Here is a 26930-nt window from a genome sequence, read left to right as displayed (position 1 = left end):
GTTTCCAACGCGGCTTTCGTTTTTCGCAGGCGATATTTGGCGAGCGTCTACAGTTCGTATTGGTATCCGAAAATGGCGTTAAATCCAGCTCCATCGACTCCGCTGCCGAGCACCCGATAGTACTTGTTGGTGATGTTCTCCAAGCCGAGCGACACGAGGTGCTGGTTGGCATCGCCAAATCGCTGCCCGGTCCGAATGTTCAGCGTCGCATAGCCTGGCGTGCCGCCGGGGATGAACCGGACGTCGCCGAGGTTCGCGTCGTTGTAGCGCTCCGCTCGATCGACCATCCAAGTGTAGATGTCGAAATAGCAGCCTTGTTTCGGCTCATCAAATCGCAGCCCCACGATCCCCTGGATCGGCGGGATCCGCGAGATCGGTTCGTTGCTGCTGGTCAGCTGGCCGTAGGTGTAGGCGAAGTTGCCGTAGAGGGCCAGGTTGCGATGCAACATATATTCCCCCGTCAGTTCGGTGCCGTTGAGGTACGCGGTTTGATTGGTCAGGAAGTCGACGCCGCCAATCGTTTCGCGAGACAGAAAGCTGTCGAAGTCGGTCCAGAACTCGACCACTTGCATCCGCAGCCGATCGTAATTGAACTTGAATCCGACTTCGTAAGTCAGGCTGTGCTCGGGCTGCACCGCCAAGTTGCCGACAAGCGGCACCGAGACGTTGTTCTGCAGCGAGTCTTTGTTGGCGGTCAGGTCGTCGATCGTCGGGGCGCGGAAGCCCTCGTAGACGCCGCCGATCAAACGCCACTCGTCGGTCAAGCGATAGCTGAGGCCGACGCTGCCGATCCAGTCTTGATAGGAGCGTTCAAAGTAGGTTGGCCCGAGGGTTGTGAAGTTGGGCGTCCCCGAAACGTTGATGTTTTCGTAGCGGACGCTCGAGGTCGCGTCGAGCCGTTCGGTCAACGGAACGTGCCACGACAGATAGACTCCCACGCGGTCGGCCTTCGAATCGTCGGGGTATTGCGGATCGATAGGCGTTGGCGTCGCGCCGCCGGTGGTCGGATTGTCGATCCGAACGCGTTGAGCGTCGATCGATTCGTCGTAGTAATCCGCACCATAGGTCAACTTGCCAAAGTCGCCGATGTCTTTGACGATCGACAACACGCTCCCCCAGCCAAGGTCGTCGAACTCACCGATCTCGCGACGCGTTGGGACCGAGGTCGGATCGTTGTCGGCGTATCGGTCGACCACGGTCGCCTCTTTCGTTCGCGAACCGGACATCGTGAAGGAGTAGGCGTCGGCGAAGAACAGGTCGTCTTCGACGATACCTTCCAACCGAGCGTAGATCAGGTCGCGTTGCTGGGGATCGAAGACGGTTGGTCGCTGCGTCGGGATGTTTCCGTTGGAGGGTGGCCCGAGCACAAAGGGCAAAAAGCGATCGCTGCGTTTGAGGTCGTTCTGTTCGAAGTGCTGCAGGGCGACGGTCAACATGTGATCGCGGTGGAGCATCCGTTGCAGTTTCACATCGCCAGCGTATTGTGTGTAGTCGGTTGCGGCTTGGCGGCCCATGTCGCCACCGATGTCGAGGTTGCCGACGTCATAATACGACACGCCGCCGGTGACGCCCGTCGCGCCATACCATCCGCTGAAAGCGGTTCGCGTGTACGAAGAGGCTTCGGCGGTGCTGTAGAACTGAGTGAACTGAGGGCTCAGGTAGTCGCCGCGCAGTGGATCGGCCGACCGCGTGACGACGTTGATTACGCCGCCGATCGCATCGCTCCCCCAGATCGCCGATTCCGCACCGCGGATGACTTCGATCCGCTCGATCGTTCCCGGATCGATCGTGCCGGTGTATTGGTTGGGACCGGGACGCAAGATGCTGGTGTTCATCCGGATGCCATCGATCAGCACCAGGATCTGTTGCCCCGTGAGTCCGCGGATGAAGGGAGACAGTTGCCCGTTGCCGGTCTGTTGCAACAACACGCCGACCTCGTTTTGCAACGCGCGGTACATCGACGATGCCTGCCGTCGCTCGAGATCCTGGCGGTCGACGATCGTCCCCAGCTGTGGCGCGTCCCAGATGCTCGACTCGCTCCGCAGGACGCTATTGAGTCCCGTGGGATCGCTGGCCGTTCCGCCAAACGTCTGCTGACTCAACGACGGGAACCCGCCGCTAGTCCACGGATTGGTTGTCGCGCCGGCGGGCTGGTTGGCGCTGTTGTTTGACGGTGCGGGATCCGAGGGAAACGGAGCTGTCAGATCGCCCAGCGGTGCCTGCCCCGCTGGCGGAAAGTCGAAGTCAACCGCTGGTGAATCGAGCAGACTCGAACCATCGGATGGCGTCGCGGGCGTCTCCACGGCCGGTTCGGGAGCTTCCACGACGGGAGGTCGAATCTCGATCCCGGGCAACGTCGGCTGAGCATCCTCCTGCATCAGTGCAGCTAATCTTACGGCCGGCTGAATCGGCTGGTCGGCGTACAAATTCAACCCCACTGTTGGAACGGCAGCGAGGGCGAACGCAATTAACTTTCTCATCGAATTGTCCTTCAAACCGGAACGATGGGCGTGCCGTGGCGACCGAGCTAGACGTGCCTAATCGTTCCGAGTGCTACATCGAGGACTATCGGTCCCCCCGACCCAGCCGCTTCGATCTTCACAACCGGACCGTCAAACTCAACCCAAGAGGAGCAAAAGGCGACCATTGTGGCGAGTTTCGCGACGGAAAATCCATCTCGTAGGGTGGCGAATCCGCCATCTGCGCGATCGCAGATAAGCGGCGACCGCGACAGATCCAGGCGGCAGGACAGCGTTCTGCGGCTTATCCAGCTAAATCATGGCCAGTGCAGCGTCTGGCATAGCGTGTGCATAGAAAAGGGTTGGCTGCCTCGCGAGGGACTCAGGATCCCGTGCCGCCGTCCCCCTGCCGCTCTCTCTTTGCCTTTCACCCGCATCGCCACCGAATGCCCGACGACAATGAACGCTTCCCGCCAGCCGATCCCGCCGAGAAACCGCTTGGGGAATCCGATGACCGACCGCGGATGGTTTCATCGAGCGATTTGTTGTGCGGTCGGCGGGAGGTCTGGATTCAACATGGCGATGCGGTCTACCGGCTTCGGGTAACTTCGGCCGACAAGTTATACTTGACCAAATAGAACGAGCTTTCCCCAGTGGCGTGAACCGATTTTGAACCTCTATTTCCGCTCGACCAGCTTTGCCTTCGCCGTCCATGCGTCGGCGCTGGTGGTGATGTGCGCGGTGCCGTTGGCGGTCAGCGAGCGGTTTACGTCATCGGGGCAGCGGAATGTGATCTCGATTCAATTGAGTATCGCTCAACCTGCGGCGGTCGAATCGGTGGCGATGACGATCGAACCGACGCCTCCGTTGCCGCGTGAGGATCCGATCGAGTTCCAACCGGTTCAACACTCCACTTTATCGCGTCGCGCACTGGCTTCTCCCACGCCTCCGGAGGTGACTCCGCAAACGATGCCGGTTATGCGCCGTGCGGTCGCCAGTCGCATGCGTCCCCCTGCGGCGACAACGATTCCGATCCAGCAGCAGACGGGATTGTCGGAGAAAGAACCGGCCAGTTTCACCGCAAACGAACCGCCACAATACCCGAGCCAAGCTGTCCGGGACCGGCTGCAGGGAACGGTCTTATTGCGACTGTTCGTCGATTCGACGGGGCGCGTGGAAGATGTGGAGGTTGTCGAGTCGAGCGGTCACGCAACGCTCGACGATGCGGCGCTGGAGGCTGTGAAAAAGTGGACCGGCCAGCCAGCGCGGCGCTACGGCCGCCCCGTCGCCAGCGAAGAAGTCCTGCCGATCCGTTTCCGTTTGTAAGGAACGGCTGCTGAAAAATGCTTCTCGAGGACCGGCGGTTCCTGTTGTTGATGCGTTGTGCATCGTGCGATAGGACGCGATCGAGTGCTTTCTCATCGAGTCGGAAAGACGCAGTGGTTGTCTTTTTTCGTTTAACCGCAATACCGTTCAACGAAGGAGCCTCGGACCGTCGAAAGAATTGGCGGCGGGACGTCGTGGACGGTATTGCGTTTAACCGCGTGCCCAGCGGGCCGCGCGCCAGCGCTATTGGCGTCAGTGTATATGATCACCCAGACTCAAGCCCCGATTTGCTCATCGGGCCGCGCACCCTTCAAAGACGCGGGGCGACGCCCGCCCGGTTAAACAAAAATGAATGGACTCTCCACCAGCGGCTTAGCAGCTTGGGGGCGAGCCACTACAATTCGTGGAAAGGCAGCTTGCGTGGATCGATCTGTGTTCGAATCCGCGGAATCATCGCTGCCGGAACTTGGCAATTGAATCAAAAGAGACTTGTGTGGACTTTCCGGTAATCGTGACAGCAATTTTTGGAGCTTTTGTCGTCTTTGGAGGCGTCATGGGCTATGTCAAAGCTCAAAGCAAGGCTTCTTTAATCGCAGGCAGCATCACCGGCGGGCTCCTTCTGATCTCGGCCTTTCTGATCGCCAAAGGCATCACAGCGGGAGCGATTCTAGGGATCGTTGTTTCGCTGCTGTTGATCGGCCAGTTTGGTCCCTCGTTGCGGAAGAAGTTGAAGGTTATGCCCAACCTGCTCGTGGTCATCCTCGGATTGATCACCGTCGGCACGCTCGTTTTCAGTCTTCTCAAATAGCCTGCGGGAATCGAGGCGGACCGAGGTCGGGGCTAAACCGTGTTTCAATATGAACTATCAGCCGCCACGCGTTAGCGTCCGGTTCTCCAGGTGACAACGGCGAAAGGGACAGGAACATTCTTCACAGGCCTGGCGCGGGCCGAAGGTCCAGCAATTTGCATAGCCCAGCCTGCAGGGCTGGATATCAGCCGACGTCGCCCGGTTTCATTTCACAACGGGCGAAGGGGCAACGCCCCGGGGTAGGTGGTGACAATCGACCGGGCCTACAGCCCAACCATGGCAAACATCGCCACTAGATCCCAGGCCGATGGCCTGGGCTATGCAAATGGCCGAGCCTGCGGCCCTGACTCGGATGAATGCGATGGGCAACGGCGAAAGGGACAGGAACATTCCTCACAGCCCTGGCGCGGGCCGAAGGTCCAGCAATTTGCATAGCCCAGCCTGCAGGGCTGGGTATCAGCCGACGTCGCCCGGTTTCATTTCACAACGGGCGAAGAGGCAACGCCCCGGGGTGGGTGGTGACAATCGACCGGGCCTACAGCCCAACCACGTCAATCATCGCCACTAGAACCCAGGCCGATGGCCTGGGCTATGCAAATGGCCGAGCCTGCGGCCCGTACTCGGATGAATGCGATGGGCATCGGCCTGCGATGAACGAAAGACTTCTCACGAGACTGGCAAGCGTTCGGTCGCGACAACTCACAGTGACTTACGTATAACTGCCAGGGCTGTATGAGGTATCAGCCGCCACGCGCCGGCGGCTTGTCGGTTTAGTCACAACGAGCCTCCTTCCATTAGCCGTTTGGGCGTTAGCCCCGGTTTAGTGGCAGCGGAACCGGCGCTAACGCCCAAACGGCTGATTAAACCGATAAGCCGCTAGCGCTTTGCGGCTGCTTTGCCTAAGCTCAAATAGTTGCCTGCCCAGCGGCGGACAGCGTCGTTGGTTCCGTGCGTCCATTAAAAAGCCTCCGTACCTCTTGGTCGTTCTTCATGGCTGGCAGCAATCGGAGAATCCGACGCCGTTTCTGGTATGATTGGTTTCATGGCATTTCCTGAAACGAACCGCTTAAGCTCGGGTAAAAGCACCATGCGACCAACGGCCTTCCTGGTTCCACTCCTATTGTTCGCCACCGCTGCGTTGGCACAACATCCGCAGCTCCCGGTCGGCCCGAATGCGGATCTCGGTGGCGTTCGACTTATGCCAGCTGGTGACGAGTGGAATCGCGATGTGTCAAAAGACCCGGTCGATCCACGAAGCGACGCCATCATTGCCAGAATCGGTGCTCAGACCAGGCTGCATGAAGACTTCGGTCTGATCTGGAAGGGGGTGCCTGCCGGTATCCCGTATTACGTGGTCAGCGGTGACCAGCCTAACGTGCCAGTCGCGTTTCGCTATACGGGCGAAAGTGATCCCGGCCCCTATCCCATTCCGCCAGACGCTCCGATCGAGGGTGGCCCGCAAGGCGCCGGCGACCGCCATGTGATTGTCTTGGACAAAGACAACTGGCGACTTTACGAGTTGTTTCATGCGTTCCCGATCGAGGGCGGTAAGTCGTGGAAAGCTGCCAGTGGTGCGGTCTTTGATCTGAAAGATCTGAAGCCGCGTCCGGCAGGCTGGACGAGCGCCGATGCCGCCGGATTGCCGATCCTGCCTGGCCTGGCTCGCTACGATGAACTTTGTGTGACAAAAAAGTTGACGCACGCGTTGCGATTCACTGTAAAGAAGTCTCGCCGCGCCTACGTTTTCCCCGCCTCACATTTCGCGAGCAAAGAGAACGATCCCGATCTGCCCCCGATGGGCATGAGAGTGCGACTGAAAGCTGATTTTGACACTTCCAAATTCAGCGGCCCGGCGCGAGTGCTGCTCGAAGGATTAAAAACCTACGGCATGATCCTGGCCGACAACGGTGGCGACTGGTTTGTCAGTGGCGCTCCCGACGATCGCTGGGTGCATGATGAACTGACTCCGATCCGTCAAGTCAGAGGGAGCGACTTCGAAGTCGTGAAAATGGGACCGATGACGACGCGATAGAGTGGGCCAGTGAAAAGCACTGCTCTCCATTCTCTTGTCTAACGGAACGCTTATGGGCTCCATCTCCCACCTGCTCACACCAAAGCGAATCGCCAGCACCACAGGCCGGAGGCCGACACGCGAACTGCCGGCCGTGTAAGCCGCCGGTTGCTTGGGTACGGACAAACCAAGCGGCCGGGAGGCCGACACACAGTCATCGCCTGCATGTGCCGGCCTTCGAAGCGGACTGGAAACCTCGGGTTGGATCGGCACCAGATTTTAGAACTCGCTTTTCTGTCCGGCTCTAAGCTCAAATAGTTGCCTGCCCTGGGACGGAAGGTCTTGTTGTTTCCATCCGCCTTTCGGAGCACGATAGAATAGTGCCGTTCGGCGAGCCGTGTTGTGCCCGCCGGTAGCAGGCAAACGGCAACCGGGAGTGTCCGACGTGAACCAGCACCAAACATTAAGGATCCAGGACCGGCGAGCGTTTCTTCGCGGGTCGGCTTGGGGTGCCGCGACGGCAGTGGCTGGTATGGGGCTGCCACGTTTAGGTTTGGCCGAGACGCCTGAGCTCGCGTCGTCGGCTCCGCTGCCGACCCGGCCGACAGGCATCCAAGTGCTGATGCCGCGCGATCGCGTGCCGCTGTCGTTCATCATCGATGATTCGACCTGCTTGGTGAACATGGGGCACTTTTGCACTCCGCAGTTCGCCACCGCGATGCCAGATCGCGCCGAGTATCAAAAGCCGTGGCGATCATGGCCGCGCGAGATCCCCGACAGCTTTGTCCGCCAGTTTGGCGAATGGTGTGCCGACCAGGGCGTGAAAGGAAAGTACAGCATCGTTCCCAATCCCGCCTGCGTCGGCTGGCTCGACCGAGAATTGCCCGGTTGGTCGCGAGCCGATTTGCAGTCCAGCTTAAAACTTGTCCGCGACTTGATGCTCCCCAACTGGGATATTCATCCCGAGATGATCACGCACACGCGGGTGATCGATCTGAAGACCGGCCGACCGATGCAGCAGATCAGCGCCGCAACGATGGAGAATTCGTATCCTCAGGAAAAGAAGAGCGTCGACGAATTGGCCGCCTATCTCGCCTATGCACTTCGCCTTGTAAAGAACTGTGATCTCCCCTGCGAAGGAATCACCACACCCGGCGGCTTTGGCAATTCGATGAAAGCCGAGCTGCCGATCGCGGTCGACCAGGCGGTTCGCGACGTCTACGGCGTCGATCTACCGCACTATTTCAAATACGTCATCTCGGGGGACGAGAGTACGGAGCCGAAGCTCGAACATTTGCGCGGCGTGGGGACCGACGACGTCCGGTTAACAGTCAACGTTCCGGCGGGAACGGGGGATTGGTTTGGCGGTTGGCAAGGTGATTCGCTCTCCGTCCCCGACCGCTATTGCAACGCCACCGCGACCAGCGGCCGAATGGTCGAACTGATCCAGCGGCGGCAACCGGCGGTCATGATCTGTCATTGGCCGGGGATGTACAGCAATGGCAGCCAAGAGGGATTCAATTCCTTCAAACGAGTTGTCAAATCGTTGGCGTCGCGATTCGCCGACGACACGATCTGGATGAAGGTCAGCGAGATCGCTCGCTACTGGGCCGCGAAACAACTGACCGAAATCCGCCGCGAAGGCAATCGCTTAACGCTCACAGCCCCCTTCGCGACGCAGCGCTACACGTTGCAAATTGACGCCGCCGCGGGACCGGTGAGTCTCCAGCACGGAAACGCTCGCACGCTCCTGAGCCAGGCGTCCCGTCGATCGAAACTGGATGCAGGAACATGGATCGCCGACGAGCAAAACCTAGTCGCCTGCTTCGACTTGCCCAAGGGTAGAAGCGAACTCGTGCTGGAAGCGAATTCGTAGGGACCGCTTCGCCTGCCGATCCCAAAGGACAGGGAATAGCCCCCCTTGCCCCCTTTTTTATTCCGCCGGTGGATTCCGCGCATCCCGCGCCTGCAACCGGAGCAATTCGCGTTGGTTAGCGAACGAGTGATGTGAGCCTTCGAAAGTGCCCTCCCTCACCGTATTTTGTCCAGTGCATCGAAGCGGACCGCATTGGACATGCTGATCACGCGAAGACGGCCGACTCAAATTTTGGGACGGGATGACTGATACGGGGAATGTTGCGTTCTGCCTATGATTCCCGGTGCAATCGTCCGGCCCTTGGTTGTCATGCGGTAGCTGGAAGTTCACAATGACTTGTGGAACAAGCAATTAGGATTGCATTTTTCACAGTGCCGGACCCGTGCATAGGTTTGTGTCGCATCGACGCGGAAATCCGAGTCGGGATGATGGATGGCACATTGGGGGCATCTCGCTTTCAAGGCTACGTTTAATGTCTGGGATTGCGTCGCGCTGATGGATAACACCGCATCCGTATGGAATGCGGTACTTATACAACAAAAAGTTGTCTCACCGTCGTTTATACGTTCCGCCTTGTCAGTATGCAATTCTCGGACCTGTTCCAAGGGAACTCAATGGCGGTACAATCGAGCTTACGCGCTAAATAGCTGTTCATACGTACTAGGATATCGATAGAGATGCTGACGCTTATTCATCTGACGGACATTCATTTCGGAAACAAAGAAAGCGTGCTGTCAACACGAGTCTCTTCTTTAATAAACGCAGCATTATGCCACGTTAGAGAAGATACAACCGCAGTAGCGCTAGTTCTGAATGGTGACTTTGCGAATCGAGGAAGCACAAGTGAGTTCGTAGTCGCGGCTGAGTTCATCAACACCCTGGTCAAAGAACTCAAGCAAAGCTTGGGGCCAGAAATAGACTTTTGCTATTTCGTAACACCAGGGAATCACGACTGCGATTTCTCAAGTGATCAATCGATGCGAGACATAGCATTGGAACGCATAGCAACCGAACGATGTCCTGACTCGATTGAAAGGACCGTTCTAGAGCCGTTGAACAACTATTTTGAGTTTGTTTCGTTGCTTGACCATCCACCTAACGCAGCGATCAGGTCGGAAGCCCCGTACTTCGTTACGTACCAGATCGAAGTATGTTCCCAGTATATTGATGTAATGCTTGGAAATTCCGCATGGATGTCCCAACGACAAGAAAAAGCGAATAACGCAGCATTTCCTTTAGAACTTCTTCCGAAAAACCCAACGGAGAATTCCACACGCTCTGTATTTTGCATGCACCATCCCTACAATTGGTTTCGTATGCCCGACACTCGAACGCAACTTCAGCAATGGGTGCGTGCGAATTGTGACATCCTATTTACAGGACATGAGCACATTGCAGGTGAAACAAAGTTGAATACAGCAGACTCCCAACTGCTCCACGTGGAAGGTGGCGCACTGCAGCAATGGGACGGTGACGCAGCCAGTGTGTTTCAAGTGCTGCGGTTTGAAGACGGGTTTGCTCGCGCTCAAGTCGCATGCGTAGAATTCGACATCGACAAGCAGGCCTATATCACATCCCGAGATCACATTGTTGAATTTGGCAACGTGCGAAGCGATAGATCATTCGTCTCGATTAAGCCCGAGTTTCGTTCGTGGCTAGAAGACCCATTGTTGCCCATATCAATCGCAAATCGAGGCAACCTTAAACTGCAGGATTTTTTTCTGTATCCCGATCTAAACGACTATTCCAATTCCATTTCGCCTGAGGAACGGACGCTAGTTCCCTCGTCTCGTGTTGAAAAACGGCTACTTGAGGCAACTAGCGCACTGCTTACCGGCGATGCGACATGTGGAAAGACAGCTTTAGCGCGTCATTTGTTTTTGGCGATGCGGCGGGAATCGAAAATTCCGTTGTATCTAGACGCCAAGAAATTAGATCGGGACGTCTCAGAAAAGACCGTTCGCTCGCTGGTCGCCGATGCGTTGAAACGGCAGTATAACGATCTTACTTGGGAGGTGCTGTCGCAACGTCCTGAAGACGAAGTTGTAATATTGGTTGACAATTTCCAGCTTATTTACCAGCAAGGACATACGCCGAGTGCAGTTGTTGACCAACTCCGGAAGTTTGCGGATCGGATCGTGTTGTTTGCATCAGAAGAACTGATTATTTGTGAGTCGCATGCAGCGACGGAAGACTTCGGTGCGTACGCCGATTTCGAAAAGTTCAATATTTGTGAGTTTGGTCAGCTTAGGACGGAGGCCTTAGCAAAGAAGTGGATTTGTCTTGCAAACAAGAATCAGGACCTGGCTCCGGAGCAGATTCAGCAGCAAGTGGAGAAAACAACTAAGCAAATCCAGAACGTTCTCTCGGCAGATGTTATTCCCCATCAGCCTTGGATTTTAATTGTTCTTTTGCAGCAAGCAGAAGATAACGACAATGTCGTTTTGAAAAATGGGTCATACGGTCACATGTATCAGGCGATTGTTACGGCTGCGCTGAGTCGTGCCCGGTTGGGGGCATTCGACCTTCCGGGGCAACTCGCGTACCTTGGGGCATTGGCATTTGAAATCAAAGCATCGAATCAGGATGCAATTTCACAACGAAGGGCATTGGACTTTCATGATGCCTATTGTCGCCGTAAGGATCTCAATATTTCGTTTGAGCGACTTCTAGACGCATTTGCCGAGTGCGGTGTAGTCAAAGCAGATGCGATGGGGATTCGCATTTCTTCCAAATACGCAAATTGCTTTTTTATAGCATGGCATATTCATAGGCATTTACACCAAGAATGGGCCAAAGACTTTGTTCGTGAGTGTTGCACGGAGTTGTATGATTCAGTGTCCGCGAATACACTTCTGTTCTTGTCGCACGTTAGCACAGACCCCTTTGTCCTAGAAGCAATAAAGACGGCTGCATCAAGTATTTTCAAGACCGCTCCATTGGCAACACTGACAGATGACGTAGAGCAACTAAATAGGCTTGGTGGGACCTCGGATAGAGTTCAGATCCCTTCTACAACCCCAGAGAAAAATCGACACGACCTTATTGCTAAACGTGAGACAAAAGAAGAGGTCAGAGTAAGTGACGATGCCCAAGAATTAACCATGGTAGCGATCATTGATCCGGAGACGCGTGACGGTCGAATCAAAAGCCAAGTCCATCAGATTCAAGCGGCTTACAAAATGATCCGAATTTTGGGACAGGTTTTGAAAAACGAAGCGTCGGCCGAAGATCTTGATTGGAAGGTGTCCATTGTTAAGGAGATTTTTGATCTGAGCCGTCGTATGGTCGGATGCGGACTAGCTGAATTAGCGGACGTCGACCGATGGAAAGAAGTTGCTGAGGTGAGGCTCAGTGATCAAGTTGAAAGACACGGTCGTCACGAGAATGTAAAGCACCGTAATGGTCTCACCGCACCTCATGTCGACGATAAGCTAGCGATCAAAGCAGAGCGGGAGATTATTGGTATTTGCTGGCTAGCATGCTTTACGATTGTCAAAGTTGTTGCCGAGGCAGTCGGAGCAAAGAATCTTACAGGGACTTATGCGAAGGTTGTTGATCTAGACCCTTCCGTTCCTAACAGGCTTTTCCAACTTGACGTTCTCATGGAGCACGAAAGAGACTTTCCATTGGAAGAAGCGACGAAACTCCTACGAGATGTCGAAAGTAATCGTTTCGTGACTGTTCTATTGAAATCCCTCGTTGCTCACCAGCTGTACCTATACCAAAGACGGCAGCCACAACTTCAACGAATTTCTTCTCGGATGAAAATCACTATTGATGGGACGAAAGCACTGAATCCAAACATTAAGAAAGAGCGTTTCGGTCAACCAACTATGGATCGGAAACAAAAGCGTTACGGGCGATAGTCTGGCGTTGAATGATATGGGGCGTGTTTTTTTGCTAGTGTAACATCATGATATGATCTGCTGCGGGGCGAGAACAAACTCGGTAAGGGTTGCGGACTCGTTTCGCTCGTTTGTACATCGCTGCTTGCGAGTCGGGGATGGCCTTCGCGTGATTCGCGGGCAGGATGTCTGAGTTACATATTTTCCGCCCCGTCGGAGCTTTTGATGGACTTGGGGCGTGGATGATCCCATGGTTCACGCCATGGGGTAGGTGATGTGATCCCTGCCGGGACTTGGGCACAACGACTGCACTAATTCTGTCGTCGCTTTGCGACTTTGGTTTGTATCGTCGGTGCTGTCACCTGGGACTTGCGTCCCAGGCTCTATGCTGCCATGGCTTCGCCATTGTGCGCGATGGGTTGCCGTTGTGCGGATTGGGTGCTGGTTGGCCAGTGTGCGGTTAAGCGTACTGAATGGCCAGTGCGCGGATCGGCTGAAGCCTAGACGCCAGCTCGGGTCACCGACTGCTGGATGGGGTTCCGGTGGTCAGTTGTTGTTTTTGCCATAGAGTTCACCGAGGGCACCGAGGTTTGTTGCGGTTGATCTATATCCTCTGTGGACGCATTTGCCTCTGTGGCTAAAGCCTTTGCCGGTTTGAACTTGGAAAATTGGGGCGGGCTCGCTTCGCTGGTTTATATAACGCAGCTTGCGAGTGGATGATGGCATTCGCGTGATTTGCGGGCGGGACGTGTGAGGTAGATCGCTGCCGCCCCGTCGGAGCTATTGATGGGCTTGGGCGTGGATGGTCCCATGGTTCACGCCACGGGGTGCGTGCTGTGATCCCTGACTGGACTTGGACGCGACGACTGGACTAGTTATGTCGTCGCTTTGCGACTTTGGTTTGTATCGTCGGTGCTGTCACCTGGGACTTGCGTCCCAGGCTCTATGCTGCCATGGCTTAGCCATTGTACGTGCTGGGTTGCCGTTGTGCGGATTGCGTGATGGGGCGCCGATGTGCGGATCGGCGTACTGAATGGCCAGTGCGCAGATGGGCTGAAGCCTAGACGCCAGCTCGGGGCACCGGCTGCCGCATGGGATTCCGGTTGAGTCCGGTGGGCAGGTGTTGTTTTTGCCACCGAGGTTTGTTGCAGTTGAGGGATTCTCTCGGTGGGCTCAGTGACCTCGGTGGCTAAGGCATCTGACGGTTTGAAGTTGGAGAATTGGGGCGGACTCGTTTTGCTGGCTTTTATAACGCAGCTTGCGAGTGGGTGATGGCATTCGCGTGATTTGCGTGATTCGCGGGCAGGATGTCTGAGTTATATTTCTGCCGCCCGGCCGTGGCTTTTGATGGGCTTGGGGCGGACTCACGCCATGGCCAACCTGCTGTCGTCGCTGCCGGGACTTGGGCGCAACGGTTGGACTCATTCTGTCGTCGCGTTGCGACTTTGGTTTGTATCGTCGGTGCTGTCACCTGGGACTTGCGTCCCAGGCTCTATGCTGCCATGGCTTCGCCATTGTGCGTGGTGGTTCATGTACTCGGATAGCTGATTACATTTTCTTGGTCCCCATTGGCGATTCAGGGCACCAAAAGCCAGCTCAGCGATCGTCATAAACGAGACGATCAGTCGGGAGCCTACCAGAGCCGGTCCGTAGTGATGGACAAAGTTGTCGGACTGACGGAAGCCTAAAGAAACGACGTCGGTGTCGACAACAAGAGCTGACATTATCGCGTCCGTGCTCCGTCGTCTTGGTGCCCTTCTCGAATTGCCTGAATGAAGTCGTCGACCGATTCATCGGCAGGCCAAAAGCTCGCTTCGAGTTGTCGGAAGTCCTTCAAAGGCGGCACGCCTTGCTTCCTCGCTAATTCGTCAATATCAGTTGCCTTGGACGTCTGGCGTTTTAGGCGAGGCGGTGTCTCTGTCGACGGCTGCCGCGCTTCACTAGCACGCTCTTTTGCAAAAGTCGCCAGTGCATGACGCAACGCATCCTGGGGCGTCGCAAACGCACCGCTTGCGACAGCGTCGTTAAGAACGCCTTCATATTCGCTAGGGATTTCGAGTGCCATCGCTTCGCTCCAACGTCGGGCTTTCGTAAAGTTTGTTCTTCAATCGTGGCACGCGGCGGGCGGAAAGTCAATCATTGCTGAAGACGCTGGCCTAATCCGGGGCAACTCAGGAAAAGATGCGGATTCGTTTCGCAGGTTTGTACAACGTACTTGCGAGCGGATGATGGCATTCGCGTGGTTCGTGTTATTCGCGGGGGGGGACGTCTGATGTACATTGCTGCCGCCCCGCTGGGGCTTTTGATTGGCTTGGGCGAGGTGGTCCCATGGCTCATGCCATGGGCTACCTGCTGTCGTTCCTGCCGGAACTGGTGCGCTCGGAAGATAGGAGCTGAACTCGGTTCGTTGGTTGGTTTGTATAGCGCAGCTTGCGAGTGGATGGCGAGATCTAAGTGGGCACGACTCTTTTGCGATGGTTCGCGAATTGCCACGGTTCAATGCGTGGTAGATCGCGTTTGCCTCGTCATTGTGTTTGGGGCTTGGTCTCTTTTAAGGATAGAAGGCCATAGGGGATCCGAAATGAGTCGTGCCCCTTTTCCTGTTCGCCGATAGATGTTGCTTGCATTTCAGGTCGTCAATACACACAATCACTGTCCCCCATCCGCTCATCCCTTCAAGAAAATGCAATCATGCGAATAGTTCTTGTACGACGGATTGTCGGATCAATGGACGCTCCGCATTTTCGCGGCAAAATCCGTCATGACTTTTGCTCTTCAGGATTCTGGAAAACCATGAATCACGTTTTCACGAGTATCGTCTGCTGCTTGCTTTTTGCAACCAATGGTCTGGACGTGTGGGCGGAACCACCGAGTCCCCAATTTACTGTTGCAGATGATTCGCCTGTAGCGTCTCAAAATACGCATATGAAAGGCGACGGTGGCTTAAGCTTGACGTCGCAGAAGCCGAACATTGTGCTAATCATGGCAGATGATCTCGGCTACGGCGATCTTGGGTGTTATGGTCAGAAATTGATGTCGACGCCGCGAATTGATCAACTGGCCGCCAGCGGAATGCGGTTTACTCAAGCCTATGCGGGGGCGCCGGTTTGCACCGCGTCTCGAAGCGTCCTGATGACAGGACTGCACAACGGGCACACCCCTGCTCGGGATAACGTGCCACACTACAGCACCTACTTTCAGGAGGATGACGTCACGATTGCAGAAGTCCTCCAGCCTGCCGGCTATCGCTGCGGCGGAGTGGGCAAATGGTCGCTGGGAGATACCGGGTCCGTGGGCAGAGCGACTCATCAAGGGTTTGATTCCTGGTTCGGTTATCTCAATCAGGACCACGCTCACTATTACTACCCAGAATACCTCGACGATGACGACGGCAGACTTGAGCTGACCGGTAACGCAGTTTCGAGAGAACACTACAGCCATGACCTGCTGACCGATCGCGCTCTCCAGTTCATCCGGGAATCTCATGCCAGTCCGTTTTTCCTGTATGTCGCGTGGACGTTGCCACATTTCGCTGCCAAAGATGAAGACCCCGACGGCCTTACCGTTCCCTCGACAGCCCCCTACTCCGATCGAGACTGGGATGAGCGTTCCAAGAAGTATGCCGCGATGATAAACATGCTGGACAGCGATGTGGGTCGAATCCTGGACCTGCTTAGTGAACTGGAACTCGAAGAGAACACCTTGGTCATCTTCACCAGCGACCATGGTGGCCACTGGTCTGTGCCCAAACCACTCAGAACAAATGGGGCGCTTCGTGGTTACAAACGGGACCTGACCGAAGGTGGCATTCGCGTTCCCTTTATCGCTCGTTGGACCGGAACCATTTCCGCCAACCAAACCAATCGGGACGTTATTGCGTTTCAAGACATGTTGCCGACCTTCGCGGAATTGGCCGACGCAAGTCCTCCCCAGGGCATTGATGGGATTTCTATCGTGGATGCCATGCAGGGCAAAAAACTCGATTCGACGCGTGAGTTTCTCTATTGGGACTACGGGCACTGCCGAGCCCGTTACGATCAAGCGGTTCGCTGGAAAGATTGGAAGGGAATTCGGCTGGGAGCGGGAAGCGATCTCCAGCTCTACGATCTCGCGAGCGATGTCTCTGAATCCCACAACATCGCTGCAAACCATCCCAAAATTGTGCGGCGGATCGAAGCCATGATGGACGGCGCTGTGACGCCCAGCGAGCGATACCCAATCGGAAAACGATACCGAGGCGGACCACTGTGGACTCGCGAAAAATGATTGGCTCGACGGATCGCCTCGGCATCCCCATCCGGGATCAAAAAAGTGGTGCAGGACTCGTTTGCGTTGGTTCGGGAATTACCACGGTTCAATGCGTGGTAGATCGCGTTTGCCTCGTCATCGTGTTTGGGGCTTGGTGTCTTTTAAGGATAGGAGGCCAGTGTGGCTCCGAGAAAAGTCCTGACCCTTTACCGAATTGCACTGCTGTGCGCGACTCACCGGGAACGAAGCTAGGCGGCTCGCAGGCCGGTGAACAATCGATCCAGCTGTGATTGGCATTTCCCCCAGTCATACCATTGGCCTTCCGCTTCTGCGGTTGCGGTGATCCACATGCCCTGCTCGGCACCATCAATGTTTACCGAAAGACGCACTTCCATCGCGCGGAGGTCCGGAGGAAGCGTTGCCCGGATGTGGCAGTGGTTATCGCCAAACGTGACGCATGTGATCGAGTGCTCGATCGACGCCAGCGTCACTGCGAGATTCGCTAGCACTTCTCCAGGCGGTAGCGTCACGAACTCCCGGCGTTCTTTCCCCGTCTTGAAGCCAAGTTTCGCTGTGAGAGGTTGCGAGGCTTTGGCGATCGCGAGGCTTGAGACTCCCCCCATCATCGGCGAGGCCACAGCATCGATCAAGTCGAGTAGGAGTGAACTAGTGTCCCTGCCCGCGCCCGCTTTCGCCTGCGTCACGCGTTGATTGACTTCGGCGATATGGGTGATCCGCTCAAAGTCATAAGACTGACGCCAGTCAAACACCTCGCGAACCTCACCGAGTTGCACGCGAGTGCCACAGTTCGAGCAGAACTTCCCATTCACTTCGCATCCGCACTCACTGCAGTACATTCGACGTCTCGTTTAAGCAACAATGACTACCTTTGAGGTATCGGTAGAGAACGCTGTGGGGCCGCAATCAAACAATGCTATCGGAGAGACGTTTCTTTACCTTTTTCGCGACAATTCCTAATACATTGCGTCCGCAAAAAGCAGTTTACCGGTTAGGAATGGTCGGTCTCATCACACCTCAATCCTGGCCCCGCGGCAAGGAACTCCGAGCTATCTGCGCGTGGATAACGCTTGCGAGCATTGCCATCCAAAGCATTTTTTTTCTGAATAGAGCTAGGCCCTCTCATGCCCATCCGTGCTCCCCCGAAACAAGTTTGTGGGAGCAGAGAGCCTGATCCTAGACGCTGGCGTTTGGGCCAATTTCGGTCACCCCGCCTCGCTCCCGTGGCCAACGCCGGAGCTTTCTATTCCCACTTGCGAGAAGGTTCACCGCTCCTGTCTGTGGATTAGGCAAACCGCGATCCAGGCTTGATGCGACCGCCGCGCCGCAGCTAGATATCCAGCCGAACTACGGGAGTCGATATTGAATATCTGCCGTTGCATAACTCGCCGTTCTTTAACGGTTTGTGATACCATAATCCACTTGTAAAACGTCGCCTCGCAGAAACAGCGATGAGCGTATTCGCCGCCCCCTGCGTCTACGGGTTAAACGATTCAATCGACAACCGAACTATCACCATGAAAGCTACCTCACTGTTTCTGCTGTCGATGCTGTTGATCTTTTTCAGTTCGCCTGCACAGGCCACGGAGGCTCACCAACCGAACATCGTTTTCATCCTTGTGGATGATCTGGGGTGGTCCGACCTGCATTGCTACGGGCACCGTTATCACCACACTCCGCACCTTGATCGTCTGGCTGCTGAGGGGCTGCGGTTTACCGCTGGCTACTCCCCTGCCCCGATCTGTTCGGCCGCACGAGCCAGCATTCTGACGGGAAAGACGGTGGCTCGTTTGGGCTTTGAGTTTGTCACCAAAAACACTCCGGGGCGGCAGTCGCTCGATATCGATGTGCCGCTTTTGACGCCCGAACTGACGCTGAACCTGCCGGCCGCGGAAGTCACGATCGCCGAGCGACTGGCGGCGGTTGGTTATCAAACCGCCTTCTTTGGCAAGTGGCACGTCAGTCAGCATTACCAGCGACGCTACCTCGCCTGGCACCCCGATTTCGGTCCGAAACAACAGGGATTTGCGGTCGCCGGCGAAGACTTTGGCGATCACCCTTATGCGTGGGACAAAAAACATCCTCCCTCACCCGCCCCCGGTGGCGTGTTCCCTCGGGATTCGATGATCCAGCGGACGGCCGATTTTATCCGAAGGCAAGCCGACGCCACCAAGCCCTACTTCTTGATGGCCTCATCTTTTTATGTGCATACTCCCGTAAAGACTCGCTGCCGTTGGCTGGTCGAAAAATACGAACGTCACCTGCCCCCCGACGCCAAGCATCGCAGACAACGGCTGGAATACGCGGCGTTTGTCGAGACGCTTGATCACCACGTGGGAACGATCTTGGATGCCATCGATCAGTCGGGACGGCGAGAAAACACGTTGGTGTTCTTTATGTCCGACAACGGTGGCCACCCCGAGTATTGTGCCAACGCGCCGCTGCGTGGATCGAAATGGAACCTGTATGAAGGCGGCATACGTATTCCCATGATTGCCAGGTGGCCGGGAAAGATTGACGCAGGCGTTACCAGTGATACGCCAGTGATTGGATACGACCTGTCGCCGACATTTGTCAGCCTCGCAGGCGGCGATGCAAGAGGCATGGACGGTATCGATATGCAGCGGGTGTTGAGGGAGCCAAGTTGGAAGCCGAACCGCCATTTGCTCTGGCACTTTCCCTATTATCATCCTGAAAAAACATTTTCGAAGGCCATCGACAAGATTGGCGTCGATGATTTCACCACCAGCAAGACGCGACCTCAGTCCGCGCTGCGCAAAGGTAACTACAAGCTAATTCACTTCGCTGAAGACGATCGCGTGGAACTGTACGACGTCGCAGCGGATATCTCCGAAGCAAACGACCTCAGCCAGTCGCACGCAGAAATCGCTGCCCAGTTGAGAGAAACCCTGCAACAACAACTCGATGCGATGAACGCCCGCCGCGCTGTGGCGCGGGAATAGGAGAGCCGCCTCCTGACTGCGAAGCAGCTAAAGAGAATAGCCAGGTGGAAGGGATCCACGCGTCAGCGAGATGTCACGCGACCTCATTTCGTTTCCGCGATAAAAATCACTTTTAGCGACGATACCAGTGGGGAACAGTCGTTTCTGCTGCCGCTTGCGAATGCGAGTTACTGCTATCTGCGCTGCCGGAATTTTGTTAAGTGCACGGCAATCGATAGGACTGCACCAGCGGAAGCAAACGCTTGAACTGCGATCCAACGCCCCTCTGCGTCGACAAAAAACAGCGAGATAATGCTCGCCAACAACGTCAAGAAAGCGATCGCTTTCAAAAGCTTTCCGATCGATCGAACCGCCCACGCGCCCGCCGGTGGGACTGTCGCGTCGCCCCGTTCCGTGTCGGCAAGCTGCGCTGTTGACACTTCTCCGATTGGGATTTTGCTTTGCTTGCACCACTGTCGAAACTTTTCGATATTTGAAAACCAAAGCGAAGTGAAATAGTAATCACCTTGTTTGGTGCGGAGGATGTAGCGCCGTGAGATTCTATCGGGCTCTGTCGGATGCGCCTCGAGCACTTCGTCGACACGCGAGATCTCCATTGCGGGAATCTCCCGCACATGAACCATCCACGGAATCCATGGCAGCTTGCCAAGTTTGGGAAGCTGCAGCCGAATGGCCCTGGAATTCCGTCGTCCCTCAAGCTCGACTCGTAAACGAAACAAGGCGACTACGGCTACCAAGAGGAAGAAGCCCGGCACATAGGTCAATGACAGCATAAAGACTGTCGCATCAGGCCCCTGGGGATCACCATAGATGAGAAACGGAAATCCGAATAAGGACAGCGCTATGGCAACCAAAAGCAAACTGCTGCCCCAACGCTTCGGCAGCGTGACAATGGTTCTTTTGGATCGATGATTCACCGTTGCACCTTTACGGCAAAGGGGGCAGGACAATTTTTCGATTTTGTCGGGCGTCGAAGGCAGGTTCCGTGGGCGTCCTCGAGGACGTAAAGTCGATTCGAGGTCGAGCCGCTGGGCAAGCGACTCACCCCATGTCTCTTTTCCGAATGGGGGGCCGCGACGAACGGCCCACCGCACTTTCTTGAACTCCTTTTCAGTCAGTGGCTCGTTCACACGAGCGACGTCGGAAAAGGGAGGCGGACTCGTTTTGCTGGCGTTTTATAACGCAGCTTGCGAGTGGATGGTAGCGTTTGCGTGATTCGCGAGCAGGACGTTTGAGGTACCTTGCTGTTGCCCCGCCGGGTCTTTTGATGGGCTTGCGGCGGGGATTCACGCCACGGGCAACCTGCTGTGATTCCTGCCGGGGCTTGGACGCGACGGTTGGACGAATTCTGTCGTCGCTTCGCGACTTCGGTTTGTAGTCTTGGTGCTGTTACCTGGGACTTGCGTCCCAGGCTCTATGCTGCCATGGCTTCGCCATTGTGGATGACCCAATGGCTCGCGCTATGTGCTACCTGCTGGCATCGCTGCCGGGACTGGTGCGCAATGGCTGCAGTGGTATCCGAATGTCTTGATGACATCCGCTACGGCGTGCGTAGCCAATAGATTCCTGGAATTGGCAAGCCAGGTGAGTGCGTGGGCTGCGACACCGACTGTGTCAGCACGGGGCGCAAGCGATTGGTTATCGAGCGATCAGCTACCGAGTTGCCGACTGAGTGAGACCTTCGGCTAGCTGCGGTTGGGTTGCCGAGTTTTCAGCTGGTTCGTCCAGATGCAGTTGCAGGATGCGAAGCACTTCCTCAACCGTATCGGGATGGCTTTGCAAACGCCGATGGGTTGTCGCCACAATTCGCTCGCTATCCGCACCGTGGTGGCGAGCACTCACGACCGGCACGACACCATCGGCGGGCCCACCGATCAGCATTTTGTGGCCGTTACCAATCACCGAATGCAGGCGGATGTGTGGGGCAAGTGGTAATTGTCTCATCGCCTGCAGGGTTGGATCCTCCGGTTCCAGCATGTGAACACTTGTTGGAATATGTTTTGAATAGAACGGAGTGATCGCCTCGCGATTGCGAGCCAGGAACGCATCGTACTCATCGGAGAAATCGTGGGAACGTGAGACGAGAAGTGAGGCGAATTGACCGATCCATTCATCCGCGATGGGCGAGCCGCCATGCGGCGTGCCGATGAAAATGGCTCGCTCCACAAACGGCGATGGCTCAAAGAAGAACAGTTCCGAGAGGTACTCGTGCATCTGCGGGTCCGCCTGCAACGACTCGATCGGCCGCTTGGCAAACGACTTCCAGAGCGATGTTCCACTCGGGGCGACTTGCAGTTTCGTTAGCAAACCTCCCATGCTGTGGCCGATGATGACACTGCGATGGAGTGCAGGGTCGGCGGTCGTTTTCGTAAATGACGCGATTGCCTCGCTGCACTCGCGTCGCAAATCGGCAGCGGAACGGAGAAACGGACGGCCGGTTGGATAGCCGAACAACCAGACCTGGTAACGCGAATTGACCCAGTCGGCCGTGCGGAGTTCGTTGATCAATCCGATCCAAGTGAGTGGATCGGAAGCCAATCCATGGACAAAAACCAACGGGATCTTCCCCGCTTGGTAAGGCTCAAGCATGATCAACTGACCACTTCGGTGCAGTCGATCGGGATGCATGAATCCTTTGTAATTGAGATGGGGCGTGTTGTTGTTTAACCAAGCAATGGGCGCCGATAGATCAGCCGCCAATGGAGTTTCACCTCCGTCGTCTTTCGCCAGCTCGGAGTGAACAAGAGGATTGAAAACCTCCAGGACTTGATTCGGCGTGGCTTCATCGGACTTGCGATCGCCGTCGACCGGCAGGTTTCGAAGCATCGCGGTCGCCGCGAAGGGCAATTGCGGAATCATGAATCGTTCTTGCTGATCCCGTTGCCGCAGCACCACCAGCGGAACTCCCCAACCCGAGCGTCGATGTTGGTGGGTCAAATGCTCATCCTGATACTCATCGACCGGGATCCAGCAATTGAAATCCTCCGGTTTCCAGGCGAAACCGTCGTAAACGATCGGGATAGTCACCTCGCCGTCGTCGGTGGTCAAGCGAATGCCATGGATCGGATCGATCTGCCCAAATTGTTGCGCCGACTCGATCAATCCACGCAGACTTTCGTGATACAGCTCCGCGGCGAGGTTGCGTTGCGCGGCATCGGCAAGGGAAGCGTGGTTTACCGTTTTCCACGCCAGACGATTGGCGGCGAGATAATGAGCGGTGCAACGAGGGTCCAGATCCGCTCGCAATTTCTCCGCTCGGGTGCACGCGTTTCGGCTCACCTCGATCGGATCACGCGAGCCGAGTTCGTCACTGGAGAGATCGGCTAGCGCGACAGCCTCGGAGCTAGACGCCACGTCTTCCAATGATCGCTCGGGAAGCCAGGAAGACCGGCAACCGAGCAGCAACAACAGACCTATCGCCCAAGCAGAAACAGGTGCAGGGACGCATCGACCTCGGTCTTTGATATTGTTGAGATCGTTTTGGGAATCGCCGACCATGTCTTCCTTGCTCGATATTTTCTTTCATTGCAATCGATCCAACGATCGCAAGCGGTAGCCAGACCAATCGGGCGCTGAAAGAAGCAGCGAGATTCCTGGGCGATGCAGAGTAGAGAAATCATGGGGTGAGGAAAAGACGAAACATAGGGGATGGCTCTGCCGCTCCCGTTTCCCGGCGAGGCGATTGGTCGGGTGACCTACGATCGTTCATGGGGTGAACGATTCCGCGCCGCAGCGTTCTAAAACTTGATGTGAGAATCATTCGCAGCCGTGGACAATTGGAACGTTCATCCCATAGGGGCTCTACGGTGAATTCACGAAGTCGCAGAGGCATTCAGATTGCCTGGCACCGCATACGCCTTTCCAGACCGACGATCACATTCGACAAAGTTCAACGCACGATCGACCTGTTCAGCCGGTGCACACGCGTGCAGGTAAAGGTGGTCGTCACCGGTTCCTGGCAGGTGAACAAATCCATAGGGCAAGCTGGTCTTTCTAGATTCCTGGCACGTGGATAGTTGCCAGTTCGTTATACAGCTTGACGGTCTTCCAATACGAATGAATCAATACACCGTTCTGTCGGTGAATCCTTGCGAGTGGAAGATGGCATTCGCGTGATTCGCATGATTCGCGGGGAGGACGGCCGAGGTACATTGCTGCCGCCTCGCCGGAGCTTTTGATGGGCTTGAGGCGGGATGGTCCCATGGCTCACGCCATGGTTTACCTGCGGTCCTCCCTGCCGGGACTTGGACGGAACGACTGGGCTAATTCTGTCGTCGCTTTGCGACTTTGGTTTGTATCGTCGGTACTTTTAACTGGGACTTGCGTCCCAGTCTCTATCCTGCCATGGCTCCGCCATTGTGCTGGTTTCCGTGCTGGTTGGCCGATGTGCGGATCCGGTGGCGTGCTACTCTGGCTACTATAAGAAGACTCAGCCCATGCGAACGGAGTCGCGGGGCAACTTGGCGGCTTGTGTTGAACCTCACTGAAAATCGGAACTTCGGGATCCCCATGACCAACTACTTTGCTTCGTTGTTTCGTCCGCTCGGCTTGGCTGCTCGTTTGGCCTTTGCAGGCGTTGTGATCTCGATCGCCACCGCTGCGGTGGGGGCCGATTGGACGGTGCCGTTGGCCGGGAACGCGTATCGCGCACCGGTCGATCGCGGCGGGCGGCTCTTTTCGCCCGCCGGAGCACTTCGTGTCAGCGACGCCAGGGCAACCGATTCGGTCTATTTTCATGTCGACCGGCCGGGAGTGATCTCGCTTGCCCTGAGGGCTCGCGCCGTCGCTGGCGACGCAGCGATCGAAGCTCGCGTTGGCGATCAGCGACTGACAACGAAGGTGCACGGCGCGGAGGAGAACGAATATCCGCTGGGCGAGGTTTCACTTGCCGCCGCCGGGTACGTCCGCGTCGATCTACAGGCGAGTGGTGGGAAAGCGGAGGTCTCCCAGTTGGTCGTCCAGTCGGACGTCGACGGGATGACACTCGACTACGTCAAGAACAACGACGGGGACATGTACTACTGGGGCCGCCGCGGTCCATCGGTCCATCTTCAATACCAAACTCCCGCGAAGATCGATCTGACCTACGCCTACAGCGAGATCACAGTTCCGGAGGGGCAAGACGTTCTCGGGGCCTATTACATGGCCAATGGTTTTGGCGAAGGTTATTTTGGGATCCAGGTGAACAGTCCCCGCCAGCGCCGCGTGCTGTTTTCGGTGTGGAGTCCCTTTCGGACCGACGATCCCCAAGAGATTCCTGCCGATCAACGTGTCGTCACGCTGGCGAAAGGGGAGGGCGTCACGGCCAAGGACTTTGGCAACGAAGGCTCGGGCGGGCAGAGTTATCTTGTCTATCCATGGACTGCGGGAACGACCTACCGCTTCCTGACCGAAGTCAAACCCGACGGGAATGGCAACACGATCTATACGTCGTGGTTTGGCGACAAAGCGGAGGGGAGATGGCGGTTGATCGCAAGCTTCCGCAGGCCCAAGACCGACCGGCACCTGACCGGCTTCCACAGCTTTCTCGAGAACTTCATACCCGATTTTGGAGCCCTTCCGCGAACAGCCAACTACGGCAACCAATGGGTTTGCGACGTCGACGGCAGTTGGCACGAAGTCACCCGCGCTCGGTTAACCGGCGACAACACAGCTCGCGGCCGACATCGGCTCGATTACGCCGGCGGAGCTGTTGGAAAGCACTTCTTTATGAAGCACTGCGGCTTCTTTTCGCCGCACGTTGCGTTGGACCAAACGTTCCAACGCGAACCGGACGCGGGTTCGAAACCCGCTATCGAATTCGATCGCTTGCCGCGCGGCTAGATCAGCCCCATCGACTGAATCGCATCGGCAACGCCCATGAATCCAGCGATGTTTGCTCCCAAGGCGTAGTTGCCGGGGGCTCCGAATTCGTCGGCGGTTTCCAAACAACGATCGTGAATATCTTTCATGATCAGCGCCAACTTGCGGTCGGTGTATTCGAACGACCACGCGTCGCGCGACGCGTTTTGCTGCATCTCGAGGGCGCTCGTCGCGACACCGCCGGCATTGGCAGCTTTGCCAGGAGCGTAGCCGACCTTCGATCCCAACAACAATTCGATCCCTTGGGGCGTCGTCGGCATGTTCGCTCCTTCAGCGACCACGATACAACCGTTTTGGATCAACGATGCCGCATCTTTGCCGGTCAGTTCGTTTTGCGTCGCACAGGGAAGTGCAACGTCGCATTCGATCTGCCAAATGTTTCCCTTGCGTTGATACTTCGCGTGTTTTCGCGTTTCACAATACTTTTCGATCGGCAGTCGATCGACTTCTTTGATCTTCTTGAGCGTCGGCAGGTCGATCCCTTCCTGGTCGTAGATCACGCCGGTGGAATCGGAACAAGCGACGACGCGACCGCCGAGTTCGGTCACCTTTTCGATCGCGTAGATCGCAACATTTCCCGCTCCCGAGACGACACAGGTCTTGCCCTGCAACGAATCGGATCGGGCGGCCAGCATCTCTTGGACAAAGTAGACCAGCCCATAACCTGTCGCTTCGGTCCGCACCAACGCGCCGCCGTAGTGAAGCCCCTTGCCGGTCAAGACGCCCGATTCGTAGCGATTGCAGATCCTCTTATATTGTCCAAACAGGTAACCGACCTCCCGCTTGCCGACGCCGATGTCGCCGGCGGGAACGTCGGTGTATTCGCCGATGTGTCGATACAGTTCGGTCATGAAGCTCTGGCAAAAACGCATCACCTCCGAATCGCTGCGCCCCTTGGGATCAAAGTCGCTGCCTCCCTTGGCTCCGCCGATCGGCATCCCCGTCAACGCGTTCTTGAAGATCTGTTCGAAGCCAAGGAACTTGATGATCGAAAGGTTGACCGACGGATGGAACCGCAAGCCGCCTTTATAAGGTCCAAGCGCACTGTTGAATTGAACCCGGAAGCCGCGGTTGATGTGGACTTCGCCACGGTCGTCCTGCCATGGAACGCGGAAGATGATCTGCCGCTCCGGTTCGCAAATCCGTTCGATGATCTTCTGTTCGGCAAACGTGGGGTACTTGGCCAGTACCGGCCCCATCGACGACAGAACTTCTTTCACCGCTTGGATGAATTCGGCTTCACCCTGGTTGCGTTGCTGAACATTCCAAAATACCGATTCTAATTTTTCGTCCATCGTAACCTGTGTCTTTCGGGAACGGCTCTATTAATGTCGTGTGACGGAGCGGCACAGGCAATTGGCGTGCCAATCACGCAATCTGTTGGCGTCTTTCTCGAAAGTCGTTAACAGAGCCCTCGTTTCGTCAACCGCGGGAGACGTCGCGTCAACGGCGGTTGACGGTTGGCGGGTTGCGGCGAAGCGGATCGGGGCGGCTGAGTGCGGGTTTCACAG

The 26930-nt window shown here is 56.2% G+C and carries 15 protein-coding genes; 9 read left to right on the top strand and 6 right to left on the bottom strand.

All coding sequences use genetic code 11. The features are described from left to right. Positions 1 to 47: 47 nt before the first annotated feature. Entirely contained in the window at positions 48 to 2480 is a 2433-nt protein-coding gene (locus CA51_RS15055; RefSeq protein WP_145121953.1) for a TonB-dependent receptor plug domain-containing protein, read from the bottom strand. 425 nt (positions 2481 to 2905) lie between these two features. On the opposite strand from CA51_RS15055, the gene hemP reads away from it, so the two are divergent. The 6 genes from hemP (at position 2906) to CA51_RS15025 (ending at position 12349) form a co-directional block, all read left to right on the top strand. Then, the gene (gene hemP / locus CA51_RS15050) at positions 2906 to 3097 is read left to right on the top strand and encodes a hemin uptake protein HemP (protein WP_145121951.1); all 192 of its coding nucleotides are present in this window, start codon (positions 2906 to 2908) and stop codon (positions 3095 to 3097) included. Between the two features lie 31 nt (positions 3098 to 3128). Continuing rightward, positions 3129 to 3785 carry an energy transducer TonB gene (locus CA51_RS15045; RefSeq protein WP_145121949.1) on the top strand — a complete coding sequence of 219 codons (657 nt, stop codon included), beginning with the start codon at positions 3129 to 3131 and terminating at the stop codon, positions 3783 to 3785. 466 nt (positions 3786 to 4251) lie between these two features. Beyond that, a complete protein-coding gene (locus tag CA51_RS15040) occupies positions 4252 to 4593 on the top strand; it encodes a TMEM14 family protein (RefSeq protein ID WP_145121947.1) in 342 nt (113 codons plus the stop codon). A 1228-nt stretch (positions 4594 to 5821) separates the two neighbouring features. Beyond that, entirely contained in the window at positions 5822 to 6625 is an 804-nt protein-coding gene (locus tag CA51_RS15035) for a hypothetical protein (protein WP_145121945.1), read from the top strand. A gap of 424 nt (positions 6626 to 7049) precedes the next feature. Next, a complete protein-coding gene (locus CA51_RS15030) occupies positions 7050 to 8480 on the top strand; it encodes a hypothetical protein (protein ID WP_231745716.1) in 1431 nt (476 codons plus the stop codon). Positions 8481 to 9157: 677 nt separating this feature from the next. Further along, positions 9158 to 12349 carry a metallophosphoesterase gene (locus CA51_RS15025; RefSeq protein WP_145121943.1) on the top strand — a complete coding sequence of 1064 codons (3192 nt, stop codon included), beginning with the start codon at positions 9158 to 9160 and terminating at the stop codon, positions 12347 to 12349. Positions 12350 to 14051: 1702 nt separating this feature from the next. On the opposite strand, the gene CA51_RS15020 is transcribed toward CA51_RS15025, so the two are convergent. After that, positions 14052 to 14393 (bottom strand): hypothetical protein, encoded by a 342-nt coding sequence (locus CA51_RS15020; protein ID WP_145097517.1) that lies wholly within the window; start codon positions 14391 to 14393, stop codon positions 14052 to 14054. A 662-nt stretch (positions 14394 to 15055) separates the two neighbouring features. On the opposite strand from CA51_RS15020, the gene CA51_RS15015 reads away from it, so the two are divergent. Continuing rightward, positions 15056 to 16594: an arylsulfatase gene (locus CA51_RS15015; RefSeq protein WP_231745715.1), complete on the top strand. Its 1539-nt coding sequence runs from the start codon at positions 15056 to 15058 to the stop codon at positions 16592 to 16594. Between the two features lie 230 nt (positions 16595 to 16824). Here CA51_RS15015 and CA51_RS15010 read toward each other — a convergent pair whose 3' ends face one another. Then, positions 16825 to 17433: a zinc ribbon domain-containing protein gene (locus CA51_RS15010; RefSeq protein ID WP_145121941.1), complete on the bottom strand. Its 609-nt coding sequence runs from the start codon at positions 17431 to 17433 to the stop codon at positions 16825 to 16827. 612 nt (positions 17434 to 18045) lie between these two features. Between CA51_RS15010 and CA51_RS15005 the strand changes: the two genes are divergently transcribed. Further along, positions 18046 to 19557, top strand: a complete 1512-nt coding sequence (locus tag CA51_RS15005; protein ID WP_231745714.1) for a sulfatase — start codon at positions 18046 to 18048, stop codon at positions 19555 to 19557. Between the two features lie 173 nt (positions 19558 to 19730). Here CA51_RS15005 and CA51_RS15000 read toward each other — a convergent pair whose 3' ends face one another. Both CA51_RS15000 and CA51_RS14995 read right to left on the bottom strand, forming a co-directional pair. Next, positions 19731 to 20474: a hypothetical protein gene (locus CA51_RS15000; protein ID WP_145121939.1), complete on the bottom strand. Its 744-nt coding sequence runs from the start codon at positions 20472 to 20474 to the stop codon at positions 19731 to 19733. 736 nt (positions 20475 to 21210) lie between these two features. Continuing rightward, positions 21211 to 22911 carry an esterase/lipase family protein gene (locus CA51_RS14995; protein ID WP_197451205.1) on the bottom strand — a complete coding sequence of 567 codons (1701 nt, stop codon included), beginning with the start codon at positions 22909 to 22911 and terminating at the stop codon, positions 21211 to 21213. 1155 nt (positions 22912 to 24066) lie between these two features. On the opposite strand from CA51_RS14995, the gene CA51_RS14990 reads away from it, so the two are divergent. After that, on the top strand, positions 24067 to 25380 hold the full coding sequence (locus tag CA51_RS14990; RefSeq protein WP_197451204.1) for a DUF3472 domain-containing protein: 1314 nt from the start codon (positions 24067 to 24069) through the stop codon (positions 25378 to 25380). Here CA51_RS14990 and gdhA read toward each other — a convergent pair. After that, entirely contained in the window at positions 25377 to 26714 is a 1338-nt protein-coding gene (gene gdhA, locus CA51_RS14985; protein ID WP_145121935.1) for an NADP-specific glutamate dehydrogenase, read from the bottom strand. The two genes, CA51_RS14990 and gdhA, sit on opposite strands and share 4 nt — an antisense overlap. Positions 26715 to 26930 lie beyond the last annotated feature (216 nt).

It is taken from the genome of Rosistilla oblonga (assembly GCF_007751715.1).
GTDB lineage: Bacteria > Planctomycetota > Planctomycetia > Pirellulales > Pirellulaceae > Rosistilla > Rosistilla oblonga.
The sequence above is the reverse complement of the archived record's forward strand: the minus strand, read 5'-3'. Positions and strand labels throughout refer to the sequence as shown.